The sequence below is a fragment of the Sphingobium indicum BiD32 genome (assembly GCF_000382885.1).
Taxonomy (GTDB): Bacteria; Pseudomonadota; Alphaproteobacteria; order Sphingomonadales; family Sphingomonadaceae; genus Sphingobium; species Sphingobium japonicum_C.
The window spans coordinates 1-25,411 of the sequence record NZ_CAVK010000057.1; the positions used below are offsets into that span (position 1 = coordinate 1).

General features: G+C 64.0%; 22 protein-coding genes and 1 tRNA gene. 8 read left to right on the forward strand and 15 right to left on the reverse strand.

Features of this window, described 5'->3' with window-relative positions; genetic code table 11:
* The coding region (locus tag EBBID32_RS05585) for a M24 family metallopeptidase C-terminal domain-containing protein (RefSeq protein WP_037489052.1) at positions 1-309 on the forward strand (309 nt) is incomplete at its 5' end.
* Here EBBID32_RS05585 and EBBID32_RS25090 read toward each other — a convergent pair.
* Entirely contained in the window at positions 306-434 is a 129-nt protein-coding gene (locus EBBID32_RS25090; RefSeq protein ID WP_006952234.1) for a hypothetical protein, read from the reverse strand. The genes EBBID32_RS05585 and EBBID32_RS25090 overlap by 4 nt on opposite strands.
* Before the next feature lie 113 nt (positions 435-547).
* Between EBBID32_RS25090 and EBBID32_RS05590 the strand changes: the two genes are divergently transcribed.
* Positions 548-622, forward strand: a tRNA-Thr gene (locus EBBID32_RS05590).
* Between the two features lie 56 nt (positions 623-678).
* Here EBBID32_RS05590 and EBBID32_RS05595 read toward each other — a convergent pair.
* From EBBID32_RS05595 to EBBID32_RS05620, 6 genes are all read right to left on the reverse strand, one after another.
* Entirely contained in the window at positions 679-1,713 is a 1,035-nt protein-coding gene (locus tag EBBID32_RS05595) for a LacI family DNA-binding transcriptional regulator (RefSeq protein WP_006952235.1), read from the reverse strand.
* A 51-nt stretch (positions 1,714-1,764) separates the two neighbouring features.
* A complete protein-coding gene (locus EBBID32_RS05600) occupies positions 1,765-3,783 on the reverse strand; it encodes a TonB-dependent receptor plug domain-containing protein (protein WP_006952236.1) in 2,019 nt (672 codons plus the stop codon).
* Positions 3,784-3,903: 120 nt separating this feature from the next.
* The gene (locus EBBID32_RS05605; protein WP_006952237.1) at positions 3,904-5,289 is read right to left on the reverse strand and encodes a porin; all 1,386 of its coding nucleotides are present in this window, start codon (positions 5,287-5,289) and stop codon (positions 3,904-3,906) included.
* A gap of 136 nt (positions 5,290-5,425) precedes the next feature.
* On the reverse strand, positions 5,426-6,526 hold the full coding sequence (locus EBBID32_RS05610; RefSeq protein ID WP_037489054.1) for a helix-turn-helix transcriptional regulator: 1,101 nt from the start codon (positions 6,524-6,526) through the stop codon (positions 5,426-5,428).
* Between the two features lie 115 nt (positions 6,527-6,641).
* On the reverse strand, positions 6,642-7,286 hold the full coding sequence (locus tag EBBID32_RS05615; RefSeq protein ID WP_006952241.1) for a class I SAM-dependent methyltransferase: 645 nt from the start codon (positions 7,284-7,286) through the stop codon (positions 6,642-6,644).
* Between the two features lie 126 nt (positions 7,287-7,412).
* A complete protein-coding gene (locus EBBID32_RS05620; RefSeq protein WP_006952244.1) occupies positions 7,413-9,710 on the reverse strand; it encodes a CDC48 family AAA ATPase in 2,298 nt (765 codons plus the stop codon).
* Between the two features lie 335 nt (positions 9,711-10,045).
* Here EBBID32_RS05620 and EBBID32_RS05625 point away from each other — a divergent pair, with 335 nt between their 5' ends.
* Both EBBID32_RS05625 and EBBID32_RS05630 read left to right on the forward strand, forming a co-directional pair.
* Positions 10,046-10,924 (forward strand): LysR substrate-binding domain-containing protein, encoded by an 879-nt coding sequence (locus EBBID32_RS05625; protein ID WP_006952246.1) that lies wholly within the window; start codon positions 10,046-10,048, stop codon positions 10,922-10,924.
* A gap of 104 nt (positions 10,925-11,028) precedes the next feature.
* Positions 11,029-12,186 (forward strand): GGDEF domain-containing protein, encoded by a 1,158-nt coding sequence (locus EBBID32_RS05630; RefSeq protein WP_006952248.1) that lies wholly within the window; start codon positions 11,029-11,031, stop codon positions 12,184-12,186.
* A 23-nt stretch (positions 12,187-12,209) separates the two neighbouring features.
* Here the strand turns inward: EBBID32_RS05630 and EBBID32_RS05635 are convergent, their stop codons facing one another.
* Positions 12,210-12,881, reverse strand: a complete 672-nt coding sequence (locus tag EBBID32_RS05635; protein WP_006952249.1) for a glutathione S-transferase family protein — start codon at positions 12,879-12,881, stop codon at positions 12,210-12,212.
* A gap of 185 nt (positions 12,882-13,066) precedes the next feature.
* Between EBBID32_RS05635 and acs the strand changes: the two genes are divergently transcribed.
* On the forward strand, positions 13,067-15,010 hold the full coding sequence (gene acs, locus EBBID32_RS05640) for an acetate--CoA ligase (protein WP_006952252.1): 1,944 nt from the start codon (positions 13,067-13,069) through the stop codon (positions 15,008-15,010).
* 22 nt (positions 15,011-15,032) lie between these two features.
* On the forward strand, positions 15,033-15,545 hold the full coding sequence (locus EBBID32_RS05645; protein ID WP_006952254.1) for a cytochrome b: 513 nt from the start codon (positions 15,033-15,035) through the stop codon (positions 15,543-15,545).
* Positions 15,546-15,865: 320 nt separating this feature from the next.
* Here the strand turns inward: EBBID32_RS05645 and EBBID32_RS05650 are convergent, their stop codons facing one another.
* Together EBBID32_RS05650 and EBBID32_RS05655 are read right to left on the reverse strand one after the other, a co-directional pair.
* Positions 15,866-17,074: an FAD-dependent monooxygenase gene (locus EBBID32_RS05650; protein WP_006952260.1), complete on the reverse strand. Its 1,209-nt coding sequence runs from the start codon at positions 17,072-17,074 to the stop codon at positions 15,866-15,868.
* 188 nt (positions 17,075-17,262) lie between these two features.
* Entirely contained in the window at positions 17,263-18,354 is a 1,092-nt protein-coding gene (locus tag EBBID32_RS05655; protein WP_006952261.1) for a branched-chain amino acid aminotransferase, read from the reverse strand.
* 138 nt (positions 18,355-18,492) lie between these two features.
* On the opposite strand from EBBID32_RS05655, the gene EBBID32_RS05660 reads away from it, so the two are divergent.
* Both EBBID32_RS05660 and EBBID32_RS05665 read left to right on the forward strand, forming a co-directional pair.
* Positions 18,493-19,512, forward strand: coding sequence for a threonine aldolase family protein (locus EBBID32_RS05660; protein ID WP_006952263.1), 1,020 nt, complete (start codon positions 18,493-18,495; stop codon positions 19,510-19,512).
* On the forward strand, positions 19,505-20,404 hold the full coding sequence (locus EBBID32_RS05665) for a DMT family transporter (RefSeq protein ID WP_006952264.1): 900 nt from the start codon (positions 19,505-19,507) through the stop codon (positions 20,402-20,404). The genes EBBID32_RS05660 and EBBID32_RS05665 overlap by 8 nt, the downstream gene beginning before the upstream one ends.
* Positions 20,405-20,422: 18 nt before the next feature.
* Here EBBID32_RS05665 and pheT read toward each other — a convergent pair whose 3' ends face one another.
* The 5 genes from pheT to rpmI form a co-directional block, all read right to left on the reverse strand.
* A complete protein-coding gene (gene pheT / locus EBBID32_RS05670) occupies positions 20,423-22,840 on the reverse strand; it encodes a phenylalanine--tRNA ligase subunit beta (RefSeq protein ID WP_006952265.1) in 2,418 nt (805 codons plus the stop codon).
* Positions 22,837-23,928, reverse strand: coding sequence for a phenylalanine--tRNA ligase subunit alpha (gene pheS / locus EBBID32_RS05675; protein WP_006952266.1), 1,092 nt, complete (start codon positions 23,926-23,928; stop codon positions 22,837-22,839). The genes pheT and pheS overlap by 4 nt, the downstream gene beginning before the upstream one ends.
* Positions 23,929-23,995: 67 nt before the next feature.
* Positions 23,996-24,610, reverse strand: coding sequence for a LysE family translocator (locus EBBID32_RS05680; RefSeq protein WP_006952268.1), 615 nt, complete (start codon positions 24,608-24,610; stop codon positions 23,996-23,998).
* Between the two features lie 217 nt (positions 24,611-24,827).
* Positions 24,828-25,190, reverse strand: a complete 363-nt coding sequence (rplT, locus tag EBBID32_RS05685) for a 50S ribosomal protein L20 (protein WP_006952270.1) — start codon at positions 25,188-25,190, stop codon at positions 24,828-24,830.
* A gap of 13 nt (positions 25,191-25,203) precedes the next feature.
* Complete coding sequence (gene rpmI, locus EBBID32_RS05690) at positions 25,204-25,407, reverse strand: 50S ribosomal protein L35 (RefSeq protein ID WP_004208916.1); 204 nt, start codon at positions 25,405-25,407, stop codon at positions 25,204-25,206.
* Positions 25,408-25,411: the final 4 nt, after the last annotated feature.

Below are 25,411 nucleotides of genomic sequence, written 5' to 3' on the forward strand. Positions count from 1 at the left end.
GAGCCGTTGCAGGCGGGGATGATCCTGTCCAACGAGCCGGGCTATTACAAGACCGGCGAATATGGCATCCGCATCGAAAATCTGGTGCTGGTGGAGGAACGCGCCGTACCGGGCGCGGAAAAGCCGATGCAGGGCTTTGAAACGCTGACCTTCGCCCCGATCGACCGTCATCTGATCGCGCTCGACCTGCTCAGCGCCGACGAACGGGCGTGGGTGGACGCCTATCATGCCCAGGTCTTGTCGGTGGTCGGGCCGCAGTTGGATGGCGACGCACGGGCGTGGCTGGAAAGCGCCTGCGCGCCGCTTTAGTCTTTCGGGCTATCGGGCGCAGGCGCGGGCGGCGCGGTTTCGCGCGCCTGCGCTTTGCGGCGGCGCAGATTATTGCGCAACGCCTGCGCCAGCCGCTCTTTGCGATCATCCTGTTCGCTAGTCATGGCGATGCCTTAAGCAAAATGTGACATCGGCCGCAACCCGCCTTGACAAGGGCGGCGCGCGCAGCCATAGGCCCGGCTCCGCAGGCCGAACTGGCCCGCGGACTTGAAATAGTGCTGCCGTAGCTCAGTGGTAGAGCGCATCCTTGGTAAGGCTGAGGTCGTGAGTTCAATCCTCACCGGCAGCACCATTTCTCCCCCCGACATAGCCGTGAATCAACCCGCTCCTGCGGGCCTTTGCAATCCGTCAATCCGGCGGCGGCGCACTCGATTCGCCAATCAGCAGCGGCAGGTCGACCTGCAACAGCCTCTCGGTCGGCCTGTTGGCAATGATATCGAACAGGCAGCGCGTGGCCATCTGTGCCATCTCCCCCATCGGCCGCTGCACCGTCGTCAGCGCCGGGACGATCATCCGGGCCAACAGGTTGCCGTCAAAGCCGATGACGGTCAGATCGCGCGGCACCATAAGGCCGCGCGCCACGGCGACCTTGATCACCCCGGCTGCCATGATGTCATTGGCTGCAAAGATCGCGGTCGGCATCGGATCAAGCGATAGCAATCGCTCTGCGGCCGCCACGCCCGATTCAAAGCCATAATCGCCAGCCTCTTCGCCTACCAGCGTCCCGCCAGCAGCGTTCATCGCCGACAGGAAGCCCGCGCGCCGTTCCTGCGCCGACAGCATGGTCGGCGGCCCCGACAGAAGCGCAACGCGCCTGTGGCCCAGCGCGACGATATGCTCCGCCACCCGCGCGGCTGCACCGCGTTCGTCGGACACCAGCATGGCGTCGAATCCCGCAAGGCTGGCGGACGAAAGCGCTACCGCCGGAATGCTGACGTCCTGAAGGGCATCGGCCAGTCCCGGAACGCCCGATACCGGGGCCAGGATGACGACGCCATCGACACGGGACCGCCGCACGAAATCCAGCACATCCTCGATCGACCCGTCATCGCCGGTCGGCGTCGCATGAACGATGACCTCATAGCCCTGCGCGGTGGCCTCATGCGCCATGCCGCGCTGGACGTCGCCAAGCACCAGCACATTCCTGTCATTATGGATCATGCCAATCAGGTAGGACCGCCCGGTCGCCAGCCCGCGCGCCCGCGCGCTGGGCCGGAAACCCAGCGCATCGATAGCGTCCAGGATTGTCGCGCGGGTTTGGGCGTTGACCTTGGGCGATCCGTTGATGACGCGGGACACGGTGCGAATGGAAACATGCGCCCGCGCGGCCACGTCCCCGATCGTGACATCGGCCCCGATCGCCCAATTCCCCTGTTTTGTCATGCACCAGCCATAGCCTGTCTGCCGATGCAGGCAAGATCAGGCTGGCTGGCGTCAGCGTGTTACATTGATCCCGATCCACAGCGTGCGCGGCGTGCCCAGGTCCATCGACCCGCCCGCATTGCGGGTCACAACGGTTGCGTCGAACAGATTTTCGCCCCGCGCCACCAATGTCACGCCATGGCCCACAGGCAGGCGCGCAATGGCATCAACCGTCAGTGCGTCGGGCAGGACATCGCTTTGCAGGTCATCCTCATATTGCTTGGCGACATAGCGCAGCGTGGTGGACAGGGTCGGTCCCTGCGCCGGGCTGTAGGCAATGGTCGCGCTGGCGGCATGGCGCGGGCTTTGCGCCGGGGTCAGACCGTCAAAGGCTGCGCCGGGCGCGTGAACGCTGCTGTGGCTGTAGGCGTAGGAGGCCGAGAGGCGGACGTCGCCCAGCGCTGCCGCCGCTGTCAATTCGATTCCCTTGGCGACGATGCGGTCGACATTTTGACGCTTGCGCGTGTTCGCGACCAAAGGATCGGTTACATTGGCGATGGCATCGTCCAGCTGGTTGTAGAAGGCGGTGGCGGACAGGGTGACACCGGGTGCCGGGGTCAGATCGATGCCACCCTCTGCGCCTTTGAGCTTTTCCGGGGTCAGTGCAGCATTCGCCTGGGTCGTGATCGGAAAGACCACGAAGGGCCGATAGAGTTCATTGAGCGTCGGCAGTCGAAAGCCGGTATAGGCCGCGCCGCGCACGGCAATGGCGCCGCTCGCCCGGTATAGCGCGCCGACCCGGCCCGACACTTCCCAATCCGAACGGTCGGCAAAGGCGCTGCCGGTCGCCGCGCCGGTGGTGGCGCTCACCTGCCGGTAAAAGCCGTTGCGGATCGACCAGCGATCGGCCCGCACGCCGCCGGTCAACACCAGCTTACCGATCGTCCAGTCATCCTCGACAAAGACGCCGCTGGTCAGCTCATTCCCCCCGGCATGGCGGCGGAAGGTCGCCGGGTTGCTGACGATATTGGCGTTATAAGCATCCTCGAACATGTCGCCGGTGGCAAAGCGGGTATCGACGCCGATACGCAGCAGATGATTGCCGCCCACCGGCGGGCGCAGCTCGATCTTGCCGCCCAGACCGGTGGAAGGCGTGTTGCGCTGGTCGAGCGACCTGCGGAAGGTCGAGGAGGACATGACGATGTTGGAAAAGTTGCGCGCCTGGACATAGGCCAGCGCATCGACCTGCCACGGACCACGATTAATATATCGGATGCTGGCGTCCTGGCCCTGGCTCATACTGTCCGCACCCTCAAAGCGCAGGGTGCGGTTATCCTGGAACAAGGTCGCGCGAAATTGCAGTTCGGCGGTGGCGGAGATGGGCGCAACCGCGCGGAGGTTTGTCGACCAGCCGTCATAAGCGGCAGGCACCGTGGCTGCGACGCGCTGGCTCTTGGGCGTGGTCTGGAACCCGTCGCCCCGATCCCACCGGCCCGACAGCGACACATAGCCGCTGCCAAGGTCGGGGGTCAGGCTGGCGGACAATTCGGTGGAATCGCGGCTGCCGTAAAAGGCGCTCGCACCAAAGGTCGGCAACTGGTCGCGCGTGGCGCTGGCCAGTTCGATCGTGCCCGCGACCGCCCCCGCGCCGAATGCACGGACGCCGCCGCCGCGCGTCACCCGGACGACAGACAGCCGGTCAGGCACCAGCGCACTGAACGGGATATAGCCGAAAAAGGGATCGGCCATCGGCACGCCGTCGAGCAGCACCAGCGTCCGGCTCGACGCATTGCCGCCCAGCGCGCGCAGGGTCGCGCCTTGCGCCGACGGGTTGGCGGATCGGCTGTCGGACCGGCGGAACTGCTGAAATCCCGCCACGTCGCCCAGCACGCTTTCGATCCGGCCCGACGCGCTGTCCTGCACGCGGGCGCGATCGATCACCACCGATCCATAGGCCGGGGTGCCGGGCGGCAGGGGCAGACCTGCACCGGTGACGATGATGGCCGGCGCATCGCCCGCTTCATCCGGCGCCTGTGCCAGCGCGGCCGCGGGAATGGACAAGAACAACAGGGGCAGGACGATAGATTTCATGGCGATCCTCTCGACGCCCCTCTCCTCATTTTCCATCGTCTTTGCAAACGGAAAGGGGCCATATCCCGTGTAGGATATGGCCCCCGCCCCGTGACATTGGTCCTTGGGTCGATCAGGCGGTCAGAAGAACAGGATCGCCCCAGCCGCCAGCGCATCCGAACTGGCCTTGTTGCCATTATGCGCTTTCGACGTCGTATGGACATATTCGCCCAGCAACGTCACCCAGCTGTTGAGGCCATAGCGCAGCTGTCCGACCCAGCTGCCATTCTTGTCGACCAGCAGAGGGTTGGCCAGCGCGTCGGCGGCATTGGCATAGTCCAGATGGCTTTCGCCATAGCTGCCCCCGACCGAGATTTTGCCGAAGGTCGCCAGCCCCTGCAGATAGAAGCCATGGCTGTCGCGCCGATTGCCCAGGCCATCGGTGTCGAACAGGTTGAGCGCGGTGGTGCCCAGCCCCGACGCATCATAATAGGTGCCAACCACCGTGATCGGCCCGAACGTCACCTTCGCGCCCGCGTCCCAGCCCCAGCCCGTATAGTCGGGACCGGCAATCACATTATGTTTCTGGCTGATCCCCGACAGCCACAGCCGCGTCGCGACGCCACCCAGCTTGCCGTCGTAGACGAATTTGGCCTGGAAGCCGGGCTGCTTGTTGGATTCGGCTGGCCCCGTCAGGGAGGAAAGCGGCTCGAAAATGCCGACGCTGGCGGTGAAACCGTTGAAACTGGGCGTGGTATAGGTGATTTGAGGCTGGAAATCGGTGTAGATATAGCCAGTGCCGATCCGCCCCAGCGTCGTGTTGGATGGAGCGACATTGCCCGCAGGCGTGCCCGATGACAGCAAGGTGATGTCATTGAGGATCGCTTCGGAGCCGAACAGGCCGATATCGCGGCCAATCTTCACTTCGCCAAAGCCCGCCCGACCAAAGGTCAGATAGGTCTGGCGAAAGTCGATCCCGGCGGTCTGGAGCGCGCGCGGATTGCCAGGACTGTTTGCCCCGCCCGCCGCTGCATAATTGACCGAGTTGATGCCCGGATACATGCCGAAATGCGCGCCGACATCCCAGCCGCCCTGGTTGGTCATCGCCTCCACCTTCAGGAAACCGGGCAGCAGCCCGTTACGGATCGCCGAACTGTTGCCGCCGACCGTCGCCACGCCGCCCACGACCATGTTGGTGGCGCTGGGTGCCTCCCCATTGTCATGGACGTAGAAGCCATTGACCGAGCCGGAGAATTTGAGCGTGACGTCGCCCATTTGCAGCCCCACGCCGCTGTCGGCCATGCGGACGAGCGGCTTGCCGCCCGACGCATCGGGGGTGACCGGTGGTGCCTGCGCGGCCTCGGCGCTCTGGCCCTTGACCAGGTCCTGATATTCCTCGTCGGTCAGAATACCCTTTTCGTGCAGGCGCTTGAGCAGATCGGCGGTGGTGCCGGCCATGGCGGGTGCAGCGGTGGCGGCGAGCAGCAGCGCGCCCGCCGCGCTCATCAGGCGCAACGTCCTTTTCATATCATCCTCCCGTTCGCAACGCCGGTTTCCCCCCGGCTGAAACAGGAGAGTGGCGCGTGCGGACGGACGGGAAAATTGGACTTAGGTTCTCATCCCTTCGGACAGGACAAGCGCGCGGAACGAGGTCACAATCAGATCAATGGCTGATCAGGCCGACGATCCGCACCAGTTGCGATTCCCGGCGACACCCGGTCTTGTCGTAGATGCTGCGCAGTTGCACCTTCAACGTCTCTGCCGACACGGATCGTGCCGCCGCAATGTCGGCGCGGGACTGGCCGGCCGCGAGCCGGATGGCGATGTCCGCTTCGGCCGGTGTCAGTCTGAATGTCCGCATAAGCAACTGGACATGACGGTCGGTGGGCGCTCCGACCCGCGCGATGACGATGGCGCGCGGGGCAAAGGGCAGCGCCCAGGGGCGGTTAGGCAAGGGGTAACATTCCAGCATGATCCCCACGCCGCCGCTATCATCGCCCAGCGCGACCGGATCAGCGGCGCGGCCGGGCGGGTCGATCGCGGTGCGAATCGCGCGCGTGATGGCGCGGCTTTCATCAGCCCGCTCACTTGTCAGCCAGCCTTCGTTCACCCGGATGCGGCTGGTCGCCAGCAGCGCTTCAGCGCGCGCGGTCATCCCCCCGACCCTACCGGTCGCGTCGAGCAACCAGCAGGCCCGGTCCATCGCCTCGAACGCGCCGGACAATAACGAAAAACCCTGTTGCTCGATCGCGCGCTGGAGCCGCACGGCGGTGCGGGCGTGACCCGCAATCTCGCCGAACAGGTCGCGCTGTTCCTGCGTCGTGCGCCCGTCCTTGCTGTCGCGCAGGAGCGCCAGCCCGATCATCCCCTCGCGCCCCGCTAGCAGGCGGGTCTGGCAGCCATCAAAAATGTCGAAATCCGCACACAGGTCGAGATAGTCGTCCGACCGCAGCGACTGGCGGGCAACGTCATAATGGGCTTCGTGGACGATGGCGGGACTGTCGGCCAGCCCATCGGCGGCTACGCGGAAATTCAGGTCGGGCTGGGACTGGTCGATCGCGGCGGTCTTGGCGATGATGCTGTCATCAATATCGCTGATCCAGTTGAAGCCGCTGGCACCTGGGCCAAAGCCGATCAACTGGCCATGACGCGACCCGGTCGCATTGGCCATCGCCCTGATCGCCCCGTCCCAATTTTGCGGGTCAAGCGCGGCGGACAGAAAAAGGTCTGCCCATTTATCCTCATCCGTGGCGTATGACGCCATCCCCAAAACCCCCACAGTTCCGTGGGCATCCGTTGCGCAATATGCCGGTGAAGTCAAATAGACGGAGAGAATAGCAACTATAATTCTTGTCGAATTGGATCTGGATTAATCCAAATCAGGCTGCCTGCGCCAGCGCCTCTTCCCGCACGGCGCAGAATATCCGGCAGGGCGGAATATTGCGCCATTCCAGTTCGTCGCTGACCCGCCCGAATATCGGGTCGATCAGGCGGCGGACATAGCGCGAATATTGATAGACCAGGAACGCCCCGCCCGGCCGCAACGCGGCGCGTGTTTCGGCGCAGATCGCTGCGCCCACGCCATCGGACAGCGTCGAAAAGGGGATACCGGACAATATATAGTCGGCCTGGGAATGACCCGCTTCCCGAATGAAGCGGCGCACATCGGCGGCCGATCCATGCACCACCTTGAGCCGGGGATCGTCGAACTGCGCCTCCAGATAGGCAACGAAATCCAGGTTCAGATCAATCGCCAGCAGGGTCGCGTCAGGATGCAGCCGGTCAAGTATCGCCTGGGTAAAAGTCCCCACCCCCGGTCCATATTCGACGAACAGATGCGTATTGTGCCAATCGACCCGATCCAGCATCCGGTTCACGAGCGCGGCTGACGAGGGCATGACCGACCCGATCATGCCGGGATGCTTGACGAACTGGCGAAAAAACATGCCCCATTGCTGGAAGAACCGGCCCGCGCCTGGATTGGCGCCCGGAATGTTTTTCTTTTTCAAGGGTATGGAGGCCATCACTATCCGTCTGTCTATAGTCGAAATCGGGCGTCGCAAATATCGGCCCGACTGGCAAGCCGCTTTGCGTGCGCAAGACAAGGAACGCGCAGGCGGCAGATGGTTTCCCTGCCGCCTGCATACGCCCTAGCCCTGATCCCGCTCCCGCCCGCGCAACATGCCCGGCGCGACGAAGCCGATCGGATCGACCTGCATCGCCTTCTGCTTCAGCGTCGCCTGGATCTTTTCATATTCATGCTCCATTTCCGGCGTCACCGACGCGCGGGTTTCCTCCAGCGCCGCCTCAAAATGGGCCATCGTCACCTTGTCGACCGACAGCGACTGGCGCAGCGCGAACAGGCCCGCCCGCCGCGCCAGATCCTCCAGATCCGCGCCGGTGAAGCGCTCCGTTCGCTGCGCCAGCGATGCCAGATCGACATCATCGGCCAGCGGCATCTTGCCGGTATGGATCGACAGGATGCGCTGACGCCCCGCCTGATCGGGCACCGGCACATAGATAAGCTCATCGAACCGTCCCGGCCGCAGCAGCGCAGGATCGATCAAAGTCGGCCGGTTGGTCGCGCCAATGACGACCACCGACTGCAACTCCTCCAGCCCGTCCATCTCGGCCAATATGGTGTTCACCACCCGCTCGGTCACTTGCGGTTCGCCCATACCGTTGCCGCGCGCGGGAACCAGACTGTCCAGTTCGTCGATGAAGATGACCGTCGGCGCCACCTGCCGCGCGCGGGCGAACAGTCGGGCAATCTGCTGCTCGCTCTCGCCATACCATTTGGACAGCAGATCGCTCGATTTGGTGGCGATGAAATTGGCCTGCGCCTCTCGCGCGACCGCCTTGGCCAGCAATGTCTTGCCGGTGCCGGGCGGGCCATAGAGCAGGAAACCCTTGGCAGGCCGGATACCGATGCGGCGAAAGGCGTCGGGGTCCTTGAGCGGCAGCTCGACCCCTTCTTTCAGCCGCATCTGCGCCTCGTCCAGCCCGCCGATATCCGACCAACTGACATTGGGCGCCTGCACCATCACCTCGCGCATCGCCGACGGCTGGACCCGCTTGATCGCGGCCATGAAATCATCGCGCGTAACCGACAATTCCTCCAGCACGTCGGGCGGGATCGTGCCATCCTCCAGATTGAGCCGCGGCATGAAACGACGCACCGTCTCGATCGCCGCCTCGCGGGTGAGCGCGGCGAGGTCCGCGCCGACAAAGCCATAGGTCATGCGCGCCAGTTCAGACAGATCAACCGTATCGCCTAGCGGCATCCCCCGCGTATGGATGCCCAATATCTCGCGCCGCCCGCGCTCGTCGGGCACGCCCACCACGATCTCCCGGTCGAAGCGGCCGGGACGCCGCAGCGCCTCGTCAATCGCTTCGGGCCGGTTGGTGGCCGCAATAACGACCAGATTGGTGCGTGGCTCCAACCCGTCCATCAGCGTCAGCAGTTGCGCGACCAGCCGTTTTTCCGTCTCGCCGGTCACCTGCCCCCGCTTGGGCGCGATCGAATCAATCTCGTCGATAAACAGGATCGATGGCGCAGCCTTGGCCGCCGCCTCGAATATCTCGCGCAACTGCTTTTCGGACTCGCCATAGGCAGACCCGACAATCTCCGGCCCGTTGATCAGGAAGAATTCGGCTTCCGATTCATTGGCGACCGCACGCGCCAGCCGGGTCTTGCCCGTCCCCGGCGGGCCATGGAGCAAGACGCCGCGCGGCGGATCGACGCCTAGCCGCTGGAACAGTTCGGGATAGCGCAGCGGCAGCTCGACCATCTCGCGCAATTGGTCGATCGTGTCGGCCATGCCGCCGACATCGTCATAGGTCACGTCGGCGCGACGGGCCTCCTTTGGCTCCTCATATTCAGGGCGCAGTTCGACCTCGGTCTCGGCGTCGATATGGACGATGCCCTTGGGCACGGTCGACACCACCACCAGCCGGATTTCCTGCAAGGCATAGGCTGGCGCGGCCAGCATCTGGCGCAACTGTGGCGGCATGTCGCCGGGTGGCACCTGCTGCTGCCCCGATGTCGCGACCACATCGCCGGCCGTCAACGGGCGTTGAAAGAAGACCCGCTTCAACGCTTCGGGATGGCCCTGAAGCCGCAGATTATTTTGTGCAGGTGCGAACACCACCCGCTGGGCAGCGCGCGAATCCAGTCTGTCGATATGCACGAAGTCGCCGGAGCCGACCCCGGCATTGGCGCGCTGCAACCCGTCCAGGCGCAGCACGTCCAGCCCTTCATCCTCCTTGTAGGGGCGCACCACCCGCGCGGCGGTCGATCGCTTGCCGACGATCTCGATGACATCGCCTTCGGTCAGGCTCAATTCCGCCATAACCGCCAATGGCAGCCGCGCCAGCCCGCGCCCCGCATCTTCGGGCCGCGCATTGGCGACCTGAATCCGGCGTCCCGTGCTGTCCTCTTGCGCCATTATGCTGTCCTATCCTTGTCGCTTCCGTAACGAGATAGGAAACGCCGGAGCCAGAAAAAGGGGGCAAGTCCGAAACGATCTGCACAAAAAAAGGGCCGACCCGAAGGCCAGCCCGAAAAGTTTTAGGAGAGGATGCCTGAAAGGCACCCCCTATGTGCAACGCGGCAGAAATTATTGCAAGTGCGAAAAGAAAAGAGGAGTTGCAGAAAATGCATCTTGCCATTTCGCAGATTTTACTGCTCAGTACGGTCAGGATGCTTGGGACCGGCTGGCACTGCGATCGACAAAAAGACATGACGCGACGCAGCGCACCGGCTTCGGATTAGTGATTATAGATGCGCAGATTGCCGCCACTTACGGCCCTGGAGGCCTTTGTTCAGGTTGCGCGCCTTGGCTCGGTCAAGGCGGCGGCAGAGGAACTCGCGCTTTCGACCCCTGCGCTCAGTCGCCGTGTTCAGGCGCTCGAACGCTTCATCGGTCGCCCCCTGTTCGACCGCAAACATCAGGCACTGGAAATCAATGCCGAGGGGCAAAGGCTGCTCGACGATATCGCGCCTGCCCTCGATTCGCTCGCGCAGGCGCTGGAAAATATCCAGAGCGGCGGCAATCAACTGCGCTTGCGGCTGGCGGTGATGCCGCTGTTCGCGACCCAGCGGCTGTTCCCCCATCTGGGCGCGCTGCGGGCGCTGCACCCGCAACTGCATATCGACATCGAAACCACACCCCATGCCGTCGCGCGGCTTGGCGAAGGGCTGGATGCCGCGATCGTGCTGGCCAAGGATATCGACGCGGCGCTCTATGCCCATGAGTTGGACCATGACGAAGTCTATGTCATCGGTGCCCGCTCTCTGCTCGAATCGCCCAATGCGCTGACTTCGCCGGGGGAACTGGCCCAGCATACCGTGCTGCTCCACCGCGACATGGCGCTGGCGTTCGACGCATGGAAGGAAGCGGTCGGCCTGCCCGACCTGCAACCGCTGGCGATCGACAATTATGATTCGGGCCAGTTGATGCTGGAAGCCGCAGCCCAAGGGCTGGGCGTCGCCTTCATGCACGCCAGCCATTTCAAGGAAGCGGCCGATAACCGGCTGGCCCGCCTCTTCCCGATCCGCGTCGAAAGCCCCTATCGCTATTATTTCGTCTGCCGCCCGCGCGCGCTCCAGACCCGCGCCGTGCGCATCTTCCGCGACTGGCTGGTCGCGGCCGATATTTGAGAATGGGCTTCGCCCATTCGCGCCGCGCCGACCTTCAAAATGCCAACAGGGATTTTCTCTGTAACCGCCCTTAACCTTATTTCGCGACTGCCGTTATAGCCATCATGACTGGGGCCATTTCACCTTCCGCTAGCCCGCAGCATGGGCTGACCGACCGCTTGGCACGATGGGCGAAAGGCCTGTCGGGCAAGCCCGATGACGAGGGTAGCGCGGAAGAACAGCGTCCTCGTTCCGGTTCCGCATCCAACCGCGAGGTAACCCGTCGTCGCCGCCTTTACGAAGAGATTGGCGACTTTCTGTTCGCTCATGATCTGGATCTGACGCCCATCAATTTCAGCGTCGCGCTCGATTATCTGACCGGCGCGAACATCGGCGTGGAAAAGGCGATCAAGGCGGTGCTGATGGAGCGCGGCAAGATCACCAATGGCTGGATCGAATCGGTCGCTGCCGATCAACGCACCGATGAGGTCACCCCCGATTCGCTTGCCACGATGCTGGACAAGGTCGAGGAAAATCTGACCCAGTTCACCGGCCTGATGCACGAATCGCGCAATTCGGCGAAGGATTATGGTGCCGCGTTGCAGGAACAGGCCAAGGGGCTGGCCGAGGGCAATGATGCCGAACCAGTGCTGGCACGCCTTGTGGGCCTGACCCGGTCGATGGTCGAAAAGACCCGGCTGGTCGAAACCCAGTTGCGGGACAATCAGAAGCAGACGCAGGCGCTCAAATCCAGCCTCGAAAACGCCCGTCGCGCTGCCGAACATGATCATCTGACGGGGCTGCCCAACCGCCGCGCCTTTGAAGGCGTGCTGCGCGAGGAAGTGAAGCTGGCGCAGGACAATGGCGAAATGCTCTCGGTCGCCTTTTGCGACATCGATCATTTCAAGCATGTCAACGACACGCATGGCCATGACACCGGCGACCGGGTGCTGAAATTCGTCGCCGGGCTGTTGGCCAAGGCGTCGAACGACCATTGCCACGTCGCCCGCCATGGCGGCGAGGAATTCGTCATGCTGTTCCGGGGCAAGACCGCTGCCGAAGCATGTGAAGCCGTCGACGCCGTGCGCGAGGATCTGGCCACCCGCAGCCTCGTTAACCGCACCAATGGCGAGCGGATGGAACGGGTCAGTTTTTCCGCAGGCGTGGCCAATGTGCTGGCCTATGACGACCCGCGCACCGCATTGAAAGCCGCCGACCGCGCCCTCTATCTGGCCAAGGAACATGGTCGGAACCGTGTCTATCTGGCTGCGGAAATCGATTGAGAAAGGGAAGCGCGCAGCTTCCCTTAAAAATCGGGCTTCTCATAATGGGGCGGCGGGGTGATGACCTCCATTCGTTCCGACAGGAGCGGTCGGAAGGACGGACGGGATTTGAAACCCGCATACCAGCGCCGCACCGGCTCATGCCCCTGCCAGTCGATGCCGCCCAGATAATCCGCCACCGACAGATGCGCCGCCGCGGCAATATCCGCCAGACTAAGCGTGCCGCCCGCCATCCAGCTGCGATGGTCCAGCAGATAGTCCATATAATCCATATGAACATTCGCCCGCTTCATCGCCTCGCGCAGGATGCGCGCGTCGGGTGGGGCGCGCTCGATCAGGCGTTTCTTCATCCGCTCGTGCAATAGCGGGCCGACCACGTCGCCATAGAAATTCTGGTCGAAAAAGGCGGTCAACCGCCGCACTTCCGCCCGGCCAGCCGCCGTGCCGGAGATCAGCGGGAATTTTTCCACCGTCTCCTCGAAATATTCGCAAATCGCCTGGCTGTCGATCAGGGTGATGCCCTTCTCCTCGTCCTCCATCACCGGCGTGGTGCCGGCTGGGTTCAGATCGAGAAATTCGTCGCGCATCGCCCAGGGCGATTCGCGCACCAGATCATAGCCAACGCCCTTCTCCCCCAGCAGCAGGCGGACCTTGCGAGAGAAAGGGCAGAGCGGAAATTGATAGAGAAGCCACATAGGCGATTCCTGTTAGGCGTGCCTGCGCGCGGGGGAAAGCGGCAAAATGCGAGACGGCAGATCAAGAGGATCGGTCATATCGACCAAAAGGATGATGATAAACGGCATGAACAGCGCTTCCGGTCGTCGCCTCTGGACGATAGAAGGCCATTCAAACAACGGTTTCGTTACGGAAAGGATGCCCAATGTCTGACGATTTCTTCCCAGTGCCGGACGATTGGGCCAAAAATGCACTGATGGACCGCGCCGCCCGCGCTGCCGACTATGCCCGTTCGATCGACGATGCCGACGCCTACTGGCTGGAACAGGCGCAGCGGCTCGACTGGATCACGCCCCCTACCCGCGCGAACGAAAGCAGCTTTGCCGAGGCGGATTTTGGCGTCAAATGGTTTGCCGATGGCATACTTAACGTCAGCGCCAACTGCATCGACCGCCATCTGCCGACGCGCGGCGATCAGACCGCGATCATCTGGGAACCCGATTCGCCCGACGCGCAGCCCCGCCACTACAGCTACGCCCAGGTGCATGAGCAAGTGTGCCGCTTCGCCAATGTGCTGAAAGCGGCGGGCGCGCGCAAAGGCGACCGCATCACCCTCTATCTGCCGATGATCCCCGAAGCCGCCTTCGCCCTGCTTGCCTGCGCACGAATTGGCGCGGTTCACAGCGTCGTGTTCGGCGGCTTCTCGCCCGAAGCGCTGGCCGGGCGCATTATCGATTGCGATTCCACGCTGGTCGTGACCGCCGACGAAGGTTGCCGCGCCGGCAAGGCGGTGCCGCTCAAGGCCAATGTCGATGCCGCGCTCAAGGATTGCCCTAGTGTCAAAACCGTGATCGTCGTGCAGGCGACCGGCGGCGCGGTGACGATGGCGCCGGGCCGCGACCTGTGGCTGCATGAGGAAGCGGCCAAGGTGTCCGCCGACTGCCCGCCCGAACCGATGAACGCCGAAGATCCGCTGTTCATCCTCTACACGTCGGGATCGACCGGCAAGCCCAAGGGCGTGCTGCACACAACCGGCGGCTATCTGCTCTGGGCGTCGCTGACCCACGAACTCTGCTTCGACTATCGGCCCGGTGACATTTACTGGTGCGCCGCCGACATCGGCTGGGTCACCGGCCACAGCTATATCGTCTATGGCCCGCTGGCGAACGGCGCGACGACTTTGATGTATGAAGGCGTGCCCAATTACCCGACGCCCGCCCGCATCTGGGAAGTGGTCGACCGGCATCAGGTCCAGACCATCTTCACCGCCCCCACCGCGCTGCGTGCGCTGATGAAGGAGGGTGACGAATTCGTCCATTCGACCAGCCGCAAATCGCTGCGCCTGCTCGGCACCGTGGGCGAACCGATCAACCCGGAAGCCTGGCGCTGGTATCACAGCGTTGTCGGCGAAGGGCGCTGCCCGATCATCGACACCTGGTGGCAGACGGAGACAGGCGCGGCGATGATCGCCCCGACACCGGGCGCGACCGACCTCAAGCCCGGCTCCGCCACCCTGCCGATGCCCGGCGTGGTGCCGCAGATCGTGGATGCGGAAGGGCATGTGCTGGAGGGCGCGACCGAGGGCAACCTGATCATCGCCCAAAGCTGGCCGGGCCAGATGCGCACCGTCTGGGGCGATCATGACCGCTTCTTCCAGACCTATTTCACCACCTTCCCCGGCAAATATACCACCGGCGACGGCGCACGCCGCGACGCCGACGGCTATTACTGGATCACGGGGCGCGTGGACGACGTCATCAACGTGTCGGGCCACCGCATGGGTACGGCGGAGGTCGAAAGCGCGCTGGTGCTGCATGAGAGCGTGGCCGAAGCCGCCGTCGTCGGCTTCCCCCACGACATCAAGGGGCAGGGCATCTACGCCTATGTGACGCTCAACGCGCATGAAGAACCTAGTGACGAGTTGCGCAAGACTCTGGTCAAATGGGTCCGCACCGAAATCGGACCGATCGCCACGCCGGATGCGATCCAGTTCGCGCCGGGCCTGCCCAAGACCCGGTCGGGCAAGATCATGCGCCGCATCCTCCGTAAAATTGCGGAGGGCGAAGTATCCGCGCAGGCGCTAGGAGATACCAGCACGCTGGCCGATCCGTCGGTGGTCGACAATCTGGTCGCGAACCGGCAGGGTTGACGCACAAGCCCAAGGAGTTTTCGTGGACCGCTATACATCCATCGCCCGCGCCCTGCACTGGATCATGGCGGTCCTGATCATCGTCAATCTGATACTCGGCATCGGCCATGACGCGCTGCCCAAGGACTGGGCGGTGATGCCGGTTCACAAGTCGATCGGGCTGACGGTTCTGGCGCTCACGCTGGCGCGGCTGGGCTGGCGACTGGGCCACCGCCCGCCGCCGCTCCCGGTCGCCATGCCCGGCTGGGAGAAAGCGGCAGCGCACGCCACCCATTTTATCTTCTATGCCTTCATGATCCTGGTGCCGCTGACCGGCTGGATCATGACATCGGCCGGCACGCGCCCGCTCAACTGGTTCTTCCTGTTCGACGTCCCCAAATTCGCGGTGACCAAGGAGGACGTCCTCGTCGGCATCTCCGGCGAAGGTCACGAACTTATGGGTTTCGCCTGGGCCGCGCTCATCATCGTCCACGTCGCCGCCGCACTGCGCCATCATCTGGTGCTGAAGGACAATGTGCTGCGGCGGATGCTGTGAGTTGAAATTCAGGAGCGTTTAGGTTATATGGACTGAAGCAAAAGACGCATTTTCGTCCTTCGTTACAGAACCCCCGTCATTGCCGTGACGGGGGTTCACTCGTTCAGGAAGCGAGTTGCCGCCCGCCTCCTGCCCGTCGCACACCTTATTTGGAGCGCGAAACCTCCACGATCTTGAGGATCAAGGTCGCAAAGGCGATCATCACCCCAAGGGCAATGCACGCATCAGCAAAAGACAATTTTCTACTCCTTTCCTTACGCGGCGAAATCACCGCGCCTACGGAGTAGCGTGTCGATCAGGCGTTCGCCACACTCTCTTCCCTAAACCATCTCGCCCGTCAGCAACCGTGGCAGCGCGCCCGACTGCCCGCGCGCCTCGGCCATGAACCGCCCCTTGAGCAGTGAGGTCCGCTGCACCGCCGCCAGCCCCGCGCGCCGCGCCAAGGCTGGCAAACGCCCCGGCACGTCGAACAGCCGCACCAGCCCGTCCATCGCCACGCTGACCGACAGCGAATCGAGGCTGCGCCAGCGCTGGTAGCGCGCCAGCAACTGCGCATCGCCCGGATCAAGGCCCAGCCTCTTGCCCTCCACCAGCACCTCGACCAGCGCGGCGACATCGCGGAAGCCCAGGTTCAAGCCCTGCCCTGCAATCGGATGGATGGCGTGGGCGCTGTCGCCCACCAGCGCCAGCCGCGTGTCGGTGATCCGTGCGGCATGGTGGAAGCCCAAAGGATAGGAGGATCGCGGCCCGGCCAGAGCGATCTCGCCCAGGAAACCGCCAATCCGCTTCTGTGCTTCGGCCAGCCAGGCGCGCTCGGACAATTTGAGCATCGCGGGTGCCTGCTCCGTGGGAACGGTCCACACGATCGCCGATCGCGTACCCGGCAGCATCGGCAGCAGCGCGAACGGACCACCGACATAGAAAATCTCATAGGCCGTATTGGCGTGCGGCACCTCATGGTCGATCGCGCTGACCATGGCAGTATGCTTATATTGCCAGCGGGTCGTATTGATACCCGCCGCCTCGCGCGTCGGGCTGTTGCGCCCCTCTGCCGCCACCAGCAGCGCGCCCCGGATCGTCGCACCGCTCGCCAGCGTCAGCGTCACGCCATCGGCATTGCGATCGACATGGATAGCGCGATCAGGCTGGAAGCGGGTGAGATGGGTCGCCCCTTCTGCCGCCTGCGCCAGCGCAATCCGTAGGTCGCGATTGGGGATCATCGTCCCCATCACGCCATCATCGGCGTCCGGTACGAAATCGAGAGCGCCCGGCTCCAGCCCGTCGCTCACCCAGATACGGTCGATCGGGCAGCCCTTCCCTTCCAGAAAGGGCGCGACCCCGATGGCCGAGAGCATCGCGAAACTGGTCGAGCTGATCGCCGACACACGGCCGTCAAAGCCGGTGGCAGTGGTATCCACCGGATCGGCGGGGTCGATCACGGCACAGCGCACGCCATGGCCGGAAAGGGCGATGCCAAGGGTCAGGCCGACGAGGCCGCCACCCAATATCACGACGTCGAAGCGTTCCATGCGGGACTATCTAGGCGCTTGGCGTGCGATTGGGAAGCAGCGGCGCGCGCGCTACGCCCGAAAGGACAGGGTACGACGCCAAACAAAAATCCGTTCGGGCTGAGCTTGTCGAAGCCCTGCTCTTCTTGCGCAAGAAGGACGACCCTTCGACAGGCTCAGGGCGAACGGAGGTGGGTGAAATCCGCCGGTCAAACCGTGCGCACCCAGCCCGCCGGATCGGCCACCGTCCCGCGCTGAATGCCGGTCAGTTCGGCACGCAGGGTTTCGGTGACGATACCGCCATCGCCATTGCCGATGGTGAAGTCACCATCCACGCTCTTGACCGTGCCGATCGCGGTGACGACCGCCGCCGTACCACAGGCGAACGCCTCGCGCAGCTTGCCGCTGGCCGCATCGGCGCGCCATTGGGCAAAACTGTAGGGTTCTTCGCGCACTTCATGCCCCTTGGCGCGGGCGAGCGTGATGATGGAGTTGCGGGTGATGCCGGGCAGGATGGTGCCGCCCAGCGGCGGCGTGACGATCGATCCGTCGTCCATGACGAAAAAGACGTTCATACCGCCCAGTTCCTCGACCCATTTATTCTCCGCCGCGTCCAGAAACACGACTTGGTCGCAACCATGGCCGATCGCTTCCTTCTGCGCGACCAGCGACGCTGCATAATTGCCGCCGCATTTGGCAGCGCCCGTGCCGCCGCGCGCCGCGCGGGTGAAATGTTCGGACACCCACAGGGTCACCGCCTTCTTGCCGCCCTTGAAATAGGCACCGGCGGGTGAGGCGATGACGCAGAAAATATATTCGTTGGACGGGCGCACCCCCAGGAAATTCTCACTCGCGAACAGGAAGGGGCGCAGATAGAGGCTACCTTCCCCGCCCGGAATCCAGTCAGCGTCGATCTGCACCAGAGCCTCGACCGCCTCCAGAAATATGTCCTGCGGCAGTGCAGGCATCGCCATGCGTTCAGCCGATTCGGCGAAACGACGGGCATTTTCCTCCGGGCGGAACATGGCGATGCTGCCATCTTCCAGCCGATATGCCTTCATCCCTTCAAAGATTTCCTGCGCATAATGAAGCACGGCGCAGGCCGGGTCGATCTGGAACGGCTCGCGCGGGCCGACTGCATGGCTGTGCCAGCCCTCCCCCTCAGTGTAGCGGATCGTCACCATATGATCGGTGAAAATACGCCCGAAACCGGGGTCCGCCAGCAATACCGCACGCTCGTCCGCCGACACAGCCTTGGGGCTTGGGGTGACGGTAAAGCGCGATGTCTGCTCGACGTCCATAGTCTGTCTCCTTGGGTTGGACGGCGAGCCTATGTCACAAATAGGCGCGCAAAACAACGTCAACTATGCTGACCCATTGAGCCATTGTGCCCATGCTGGCCTCTTGGCGCTCCCCTGTCCGCCCGCTATCGCCTGCCAATGCACTTTTTTTCCGACAATGCGACCCCGGTTTGCCCGCAGGTGATGGCGGCGATGGCAGCCGCCGACCGCGCCGACCATGGCTATGATGGCGATCAATGGAGCGCCCGGCTGGATGGCGCTTTCTCGGCTCTGTTCGACACGCAAGTCCGCGCGCTGTGGATCGCAACCGGCACGGCGGCCAACAGCATCGCGCTCGCAACGCTCTGCCCACCCTATGGCGGGGTAATCTGTCATGAAGAAGCGCATATCGTCGTCGACGAATGCGGCGCGCCCGGCTTCTTCACCCATGGTGCCAGCCTGATGACGCTGCCCGGCGAGGGCGCCAAGCTCTCGCCCGATGCCGTCAGCGACCGGTTGGCGATCATCCGCCCAGACGTCCATCAGGTGCCAGCCCGCGCGATCAGCATCACCAACGCCACCGAATATGGCCGCGTCTATGCGCCTGATGAGGTCGCGGCGCTGGGCGACATCGCCCGCATCCGTGGGCTGGGCTTCCACATGGACGGCGCGCGCTTCGCCAATGCAGTGGCGCATCTGGGCTGCACACCCGCCGATCTGACCTGGCGCGCCGGGGTCGATGCGCTCAGCTTTGGCTGCGTCAAAAATGGCGGGATGATCGGCGAAGCCTTGCTGTTCTTCGGGCCGGAAGCGGACGCCCGCGCCGCCGAGGCCGCCCGCTGGCGCAAACGGTCGGGGCATCTCTTCTCCAAGGGCCGCTATCTCGCAGCACAAATATTGGCGATGGTCGAGGATGATCTGTGGCTAACCAACGCCCGCGCCGCCAATCAGGCCGCGCAGGCGCTCGCGCAGGCCGTGGCGGATCGTCTGCTCCACCCCGTTCAAGCCAATGAGTTGTTCATCCGCCTCACCGCGCAAGAGGCGGCGACACTGCGGGCGCAGGATTTCGATTTCTACGACTGGGGCGAAGGGGCTGTGCGGCTGGTCACCAACTGGTCGCAGGACGCTGCTGGCGTCGCACCGCTCGCCGCCGCGCTGCGGGCGCTCGACCATGGCTGAACCCGCCGCAAAGGGCGGCATCCTTTTCCCCTTCATCCTCGTCACCCTGATCTGGAGTTCGACCTGGATCGTCATTCGCGATCAGATTGGCAGCGTCCCGGCCAGCTGGTCGGTCTGCTACCGTTTCGCGCTGGCGGGGGTTGCCATGGCCGCCTTTTGCCGGATGCGCGGCGTGTCGCTGCGGATCGGCGGCGCGGGGCTGATTTTTGCGGCGCTGCTGGGGACGGCGCAATTCGTCCTCAACTTCAACTTCGTCTATCGCGCAGAACTCACCCTGACATCGGGCGTCGTCGCGGTGATCTACGCCATGCTGCTGATTCCCAACTCCATCCTGTCCTTCCTGATCTTCCGCCAGCCGGTCGGCCGCGCCTTCATCGCCGGATCGGCGGTGGCGATGACCGGCATCGCGCTGATGCTGACCCACGAATATCGCGCCGCCAGCATCGCGCCGGGCGACGTGCTGGTGGGTGTCGGCTTCGCTGTCGCCGGATTATTAAGCGCGTCAGCCGCCAATATCATGCAGGGGATGGAGATTGCCCGCCGCCTGCCGATGATCGCGGTGCTCGCCTGGGCGATGCTGATCGGCGCGGGGATCAACGCGGCCTATGCGTTGGTCACGGTTGGCCCGCCGGTCACCGAATGGCGCGCGGGCTATTGGCTGGGCGTCGCGTGGCTGGGCCTGGCCGGGTCGGTCGTCACCTTCCCGCTCTATTTTCGCCTGATCCAACGCATGGGCGCGGGTCGCGCCGCCTATACCAGCGTCCTGATCCCGATCATCGCGATGCTGATTTCCACGCTGGTAGAGGGTTATCGCTGGACAGAACTTGCTGCCGGTGGTGCCTTGCTGGCCATCGCGGGTATGGCCATCGCGCTGCGGGCGAAGGCGGGGTAGCCCCGCCTTCGCGTCCGTTCAGCCGCGCAACACGCCACCCAGCTTCTGCGCCGCCTTCACGATCGCCGCGCTGGTCGCGTCCAGCTCTTCCTGGGTGAAGCTCTTCTCACCCGGCTGGAGCGTGACCTCGATGGCCAGCGACTTGCTGCCCTCCTCCACGCCCGGCCCGGTAAAGACATCGAACAGGCGCACATCGACGATCGCCTTCTTGTCCGCCCCCCTGATCGCCCGGACCAGCGCATCGGCTTCCACCGAGTCAGCCACGACAAAGGCAAAATCGCGCTTTACAGCCTGCAAGGCGGGCGGCGCATAGGGGGCGCGCATGAAGCCGGACTTGCGCTTGCCCGGTATCGCGTCGAGGAAAATCTCGCCCGCCACCACCGTGCCGCTCAGCCCGAACTGCTTGGCCAGGCCCGGATGCAGTACGCCATATTCAGCCAGCACGGCCTTCGGCCCCAACCGCAACGTGCCCGACTGGCCGGGATGATAGGCCGCCGACGCTTCCCCGAAGCTCTGGAGATTGGCAACCGGCGCGCCCGCCGCCGCCAGCAGCGCCATGATGTCAGCCTTGGCATCATAGGCCGTGAAGGACTGCGCCTTGCCGCCCTGCCAGCTGCGCGCCGCCTTTTCGCCTGCCAGCACGAAGCCAACGGTCGCCCGCTCACCCTGCCTGAAATAGCGCCGCCCCAGCTCGAACAGCCGCACCGACGCAGCCCCCCGATCCATGTTGCGGCGGCTGGCCGACAGCAGGCCGGGAAGCAACGACGGCCGCATGACTTTCAGATCCTCCGAGATCGGATTGGCCAGCGTCCAGTCGCCCCCGCCAACGGAAGCGGCTTCCTTCTCCGACAGGAAAGACCAGTTGATCGCCTCGGCAAGGCCGCGCGCCGCCGCCGTCCGGCGCACCCGGCGCTCGACCAGCTGCTCTGCCGTCGCGGTCGGACGGGCAACGCCGGGCATACGCGGCAGCGGGGTGGAAGGCACATGCTCCAGCCCGACGATTCGTACCACTTCCTCGACAATGTCGGGCCATCCATCGACGTCACGCCGCCAGCTTGGCACGGTGATCGACCAGGTGCCGGGCACGATCACCGGTACGCCATCTTCATAATCGGTGCGGTTTTCCTGTCCGCCGACGACAAAGCCAAGGCTTTGCAATATGCGCTTCTGCTCGTCCGCCGCCACATAGACGCCCGCCAGCGTCAGGCACTGGTCGGGGGTATAGTCCACAACCTTGGGCGTCACCGGCGGCGCGCCCGCGCGGGTCGCCTCGCTTGGGCTACCGCCGCACAGATGCGTCACCAGGCTGGTGGCGATCGACAGGCCATCGTCCAGAAAAGCCGGATCGACCCCGCGCTCAAACCGGCCGCGCGCGTCGGACGTCAAGGTCAGCTTCTGCCCCGTCATCGCGATCCGTTCGGGCGTGAAATAGGCGCATTCGATCAGCACATCGGTCGTGCCGTCCTGCGCCCCCGAATGTTCGCCGCCCATGATGCCGCCAATGTCATGCACAGCTTCATCGTCGGCGATGACAGTCATCGTATCATCGACGGCGTAGGTCTTGCCGTTGAGCGCGACGACCTGTTCGCCCGCCCTGCCCTTGCGCGCCACCAGTCCACCCTTCAAACTCGCCATGTCATAGACATGCAGCGGACGGCCGAGGTCGATCATGATATAGTTGGTGATGTCGACCAGTGTGCTGATCGGCTTCTGCCCGATCGCTTTCAGACGCTTGGCCATCCAGTCGGGCGACTGGCCGTTGGTGACCCCGCGCACGGTACGCGCGAAGAAGGCCGGACAGCCCTCCACATCGTCGGTCCGCACGTCCGGTCCCGGACCCACGCCCGCAATTTCCGGCACGATGATGGCGTTCAGCGTCCCCAGACCCGCCGCCGCCAGATCGCGCGCAATGCCGCGCACGCCCATGCAATCCTGCCGGTTGGGCGTGATCGACACGTCGATGACCGGATCGTTCAGCCCTGCCCAGTCGGCATAGACCCGCCCCACCGGCGCGGCTGCATCCAGTTCGATGATCCCGTCATGATCGTCGCCCAGCTCCAGCTCGCGGGTCGAACACATCATGCCGTTGGATTCGACGCCGCGAATGGCGGTCTTTTTCAGCACCATGCCGTTGGCGGGCACCACCGCGCCTTCGGTCCCGAACACGCCGACCAGCCCCGCGCGCGCGTTGGGCGCGCCACACACGACCTGAAGCGGCGTGCCGTCGCCATGATCGACGGTCAGTATCTGCAACTTGTCGGCCTGCGGATGCGGATCGGCGGTCAGCACCTTCGCGATCTTGAACCCGCCAAGCTTTTCCGCCGGATTTTCGACGCCTTCGACCTCCAGCCCGATGGCGTTCAGCGTCTTGAGGATAGTCGACAAATCTGCATCGGTCTTGAGATGCGTCTTGAGCCAGCTCAGCGTGAACTTCATGCGCCCACTCCCCCGCTCAGCGTCGGCACGTCGAGCGCCGAAAAACCATAATGTTTGAGCCAGCGCAGATCGCCGTCGAAAAAGGCCCGCAAGTCGTTCATCCCATATTTGAGCATGGCGAGCCGGTCGACCCCGGTGCCAAAGGCAAAACCCTGCCACTCATCCGGGTCCAGCCCGCACGCCTCGATCACGCGGCGATTGACCATGCCGCTGCCCAGCACCTCCAGCCAGCCGCCGTCCGCCACATCGCCGTCCCCGCCGATCACCCGCTGGCCGTTCACCAGCGTATAGCCGACATCGACCTCGACAGAGGGTTCGGTGAAGGGGAAATAGCTCGGCCGCAGCCGCAGGACGATATCTTCACGCTCGAAAAAAGCCTTCAGGAAGGTTTCCAGCGTCCATTTCAGGTGGCCCAGCGTGATCCCCTTGTCGATCACCAGCCCTTCGATCTGGTGGAACATCGGCGTATGGGTGGCGTCGCTGTCACTGCGATAGACGCGGCCCGGCGCAATGATGCGGATCGGCGGCGGCGTCGTCATCATTGTGCGGATCTGCACCGGCGAGGTATGGGTGCGCAGCAGCATCCGCTTCTGCCCCTCTTCATCGGGGAAGTAGAATGTGTCGTGCATCGCGCGCGCCGGGTGCGTCTCTGGAATGTTGAGCGCGGTGAAATTATGCCAGTCGTCCTCAATCTCCGGCCCTGTGGCGACCGAGAAGCCCAGGTCCGCGAATATCTCCGCCAGTTCGTCCATCACCTGTGAAACCGGATGAACGGACCCTTGCGGCCCCAGATCGGCGGGCAGCGTCATGTCGATTGTTTCCGACGCCAGCCGGGCATCCAGCGCCGCCTGCTCCAGCGCCGCCTTCTTCGCGGTGATGGCGGCAGTGACGGATTCGCGCAGGTCCTGGATCGGCGGCCCTTTGTCTAGCCGCTCGTCCGGCGACATGCCGCCCAGCGTCTTGAGCAGGCCGGTTACCACCCCATTCTTGCCCAGCGCGCCTACACGCAGCGCTTCCACCGCGTCCAGCGTGTCGGCGGAGGCGATGTCGGCGATCAGCCCGGCTTTCAGATTGGCAATTTCACTCATTCACTGTCATTCCTGAGAAGCGGAAATATAGCCGCGCCTTAGCGAGGCACGCCGCGCAATGGAAGGCTCAAGCCCGCGCGCCCAGCAATGCGCCGCCAAAGCCGATGAACATCATGCCGGTCGCCCGGTTGAACAGGCGCTGGCGGTTCACCGGCTCCAGCCAGCGGGCCAGTTTGATCCCGCCCAGCGCATAGACGCTGTACCAGACGCTTTCGATCACCACGAAACTGACCACCAAAATCGCCAGCTGCGCCCCGAACGGGCGGCCCGTATCGATGAACTGCGGAAACAGCGCGGCGGCAAAAATGATCAGCTTCGGATTGGACAGGCCAGTAAGCAGCCCGGTCGCATAAAGCGCATGGTGCGAGCGCGCGGGAACGGCGACGGCGGCACTGCCAACCGGCGCGCGCCACGCCTTGATCCCCAGCCAGACCAGATAGGCGACGCCGGCATAGCGCAGCACGTCGAACAGGCGCGGCGATGCCTTGAGCAACGCCCCCAGCCCCAGCGCCGACGCGATCAGGCACAGCAGCACCGCGCTCATCAACCCCGCCATAGTCGCCAGCGCGCGGCGCGGGCCATGGGCAATGCTCTGCGTCATTACATGCAGCATGTTCGGCCCCGGCGTGGCGGAGATCAGGAACACGGCGGTCACATAAAGCCACCAGAGATGCAGCGACATGGGATTGGGTCCTTTGGATCAGCGGCCGACCCCAAAATCCGTTCGGGCTGAGCCTGTCGAAGCCCGCGCCTGAGCGTAGCGAAGGCACCTCACTCCGTTCGGTGATGCCCTTCGACTTCGCTCAGGGCGAACGGGGAGATAGGAGTCGCAACAAACAAAAAGGGCGCCGGAAGCATCTGCCCCGGCGCCCTTTTGACGATCTTGCGATCGGCAGGCCTTATGCTGCGGGCAGCGCAGCCTTGGCCTGGGCGATGATGGCGCTGAACGCCTCGCCTTCGTGCATCGCAATGTCAGCCAGAACCTTGCGGTCCAGCTGCACGCCGGCGAGCTTGAGGCCGTGCATGAATTGCGAATAGGTCAGGCCTTCAGCGCGGACACCCGCGTTGATGCGCTGGATCCACAGGCCACGGAAGCTGCGCTTCTTGACCTTGCGATCGCGATACGCATACTGGCCAGCCTTTTCGACAGCCTGACGAGCGACGCGGATGGTATTCTTGCGACGGCCATAATAGCCCTTCGCCTGTACCAGAAGCCGCTTATGCTTGGCGCGGGTGGTTACACCCCGTTTGACGCGTGCCATTGTCCCTTACTCCTTACTTGAGGCCGTAGGGTGCCCAGAGGCGGACGTGAGCCACGTCGGCATCGGACAGCACGGAAGTACCACGGTTCTGGCGAATATATTTGGCGTTGTGGCTGATCAGACGGTGACGCTTGCCAGCGACGCCGTGCTTGACCTTGCCGGAAGCGGTGAACTTGAAGCGCTTCTTCACACCGCTCTTGGTCTTGAGCTTGGGCATTTTC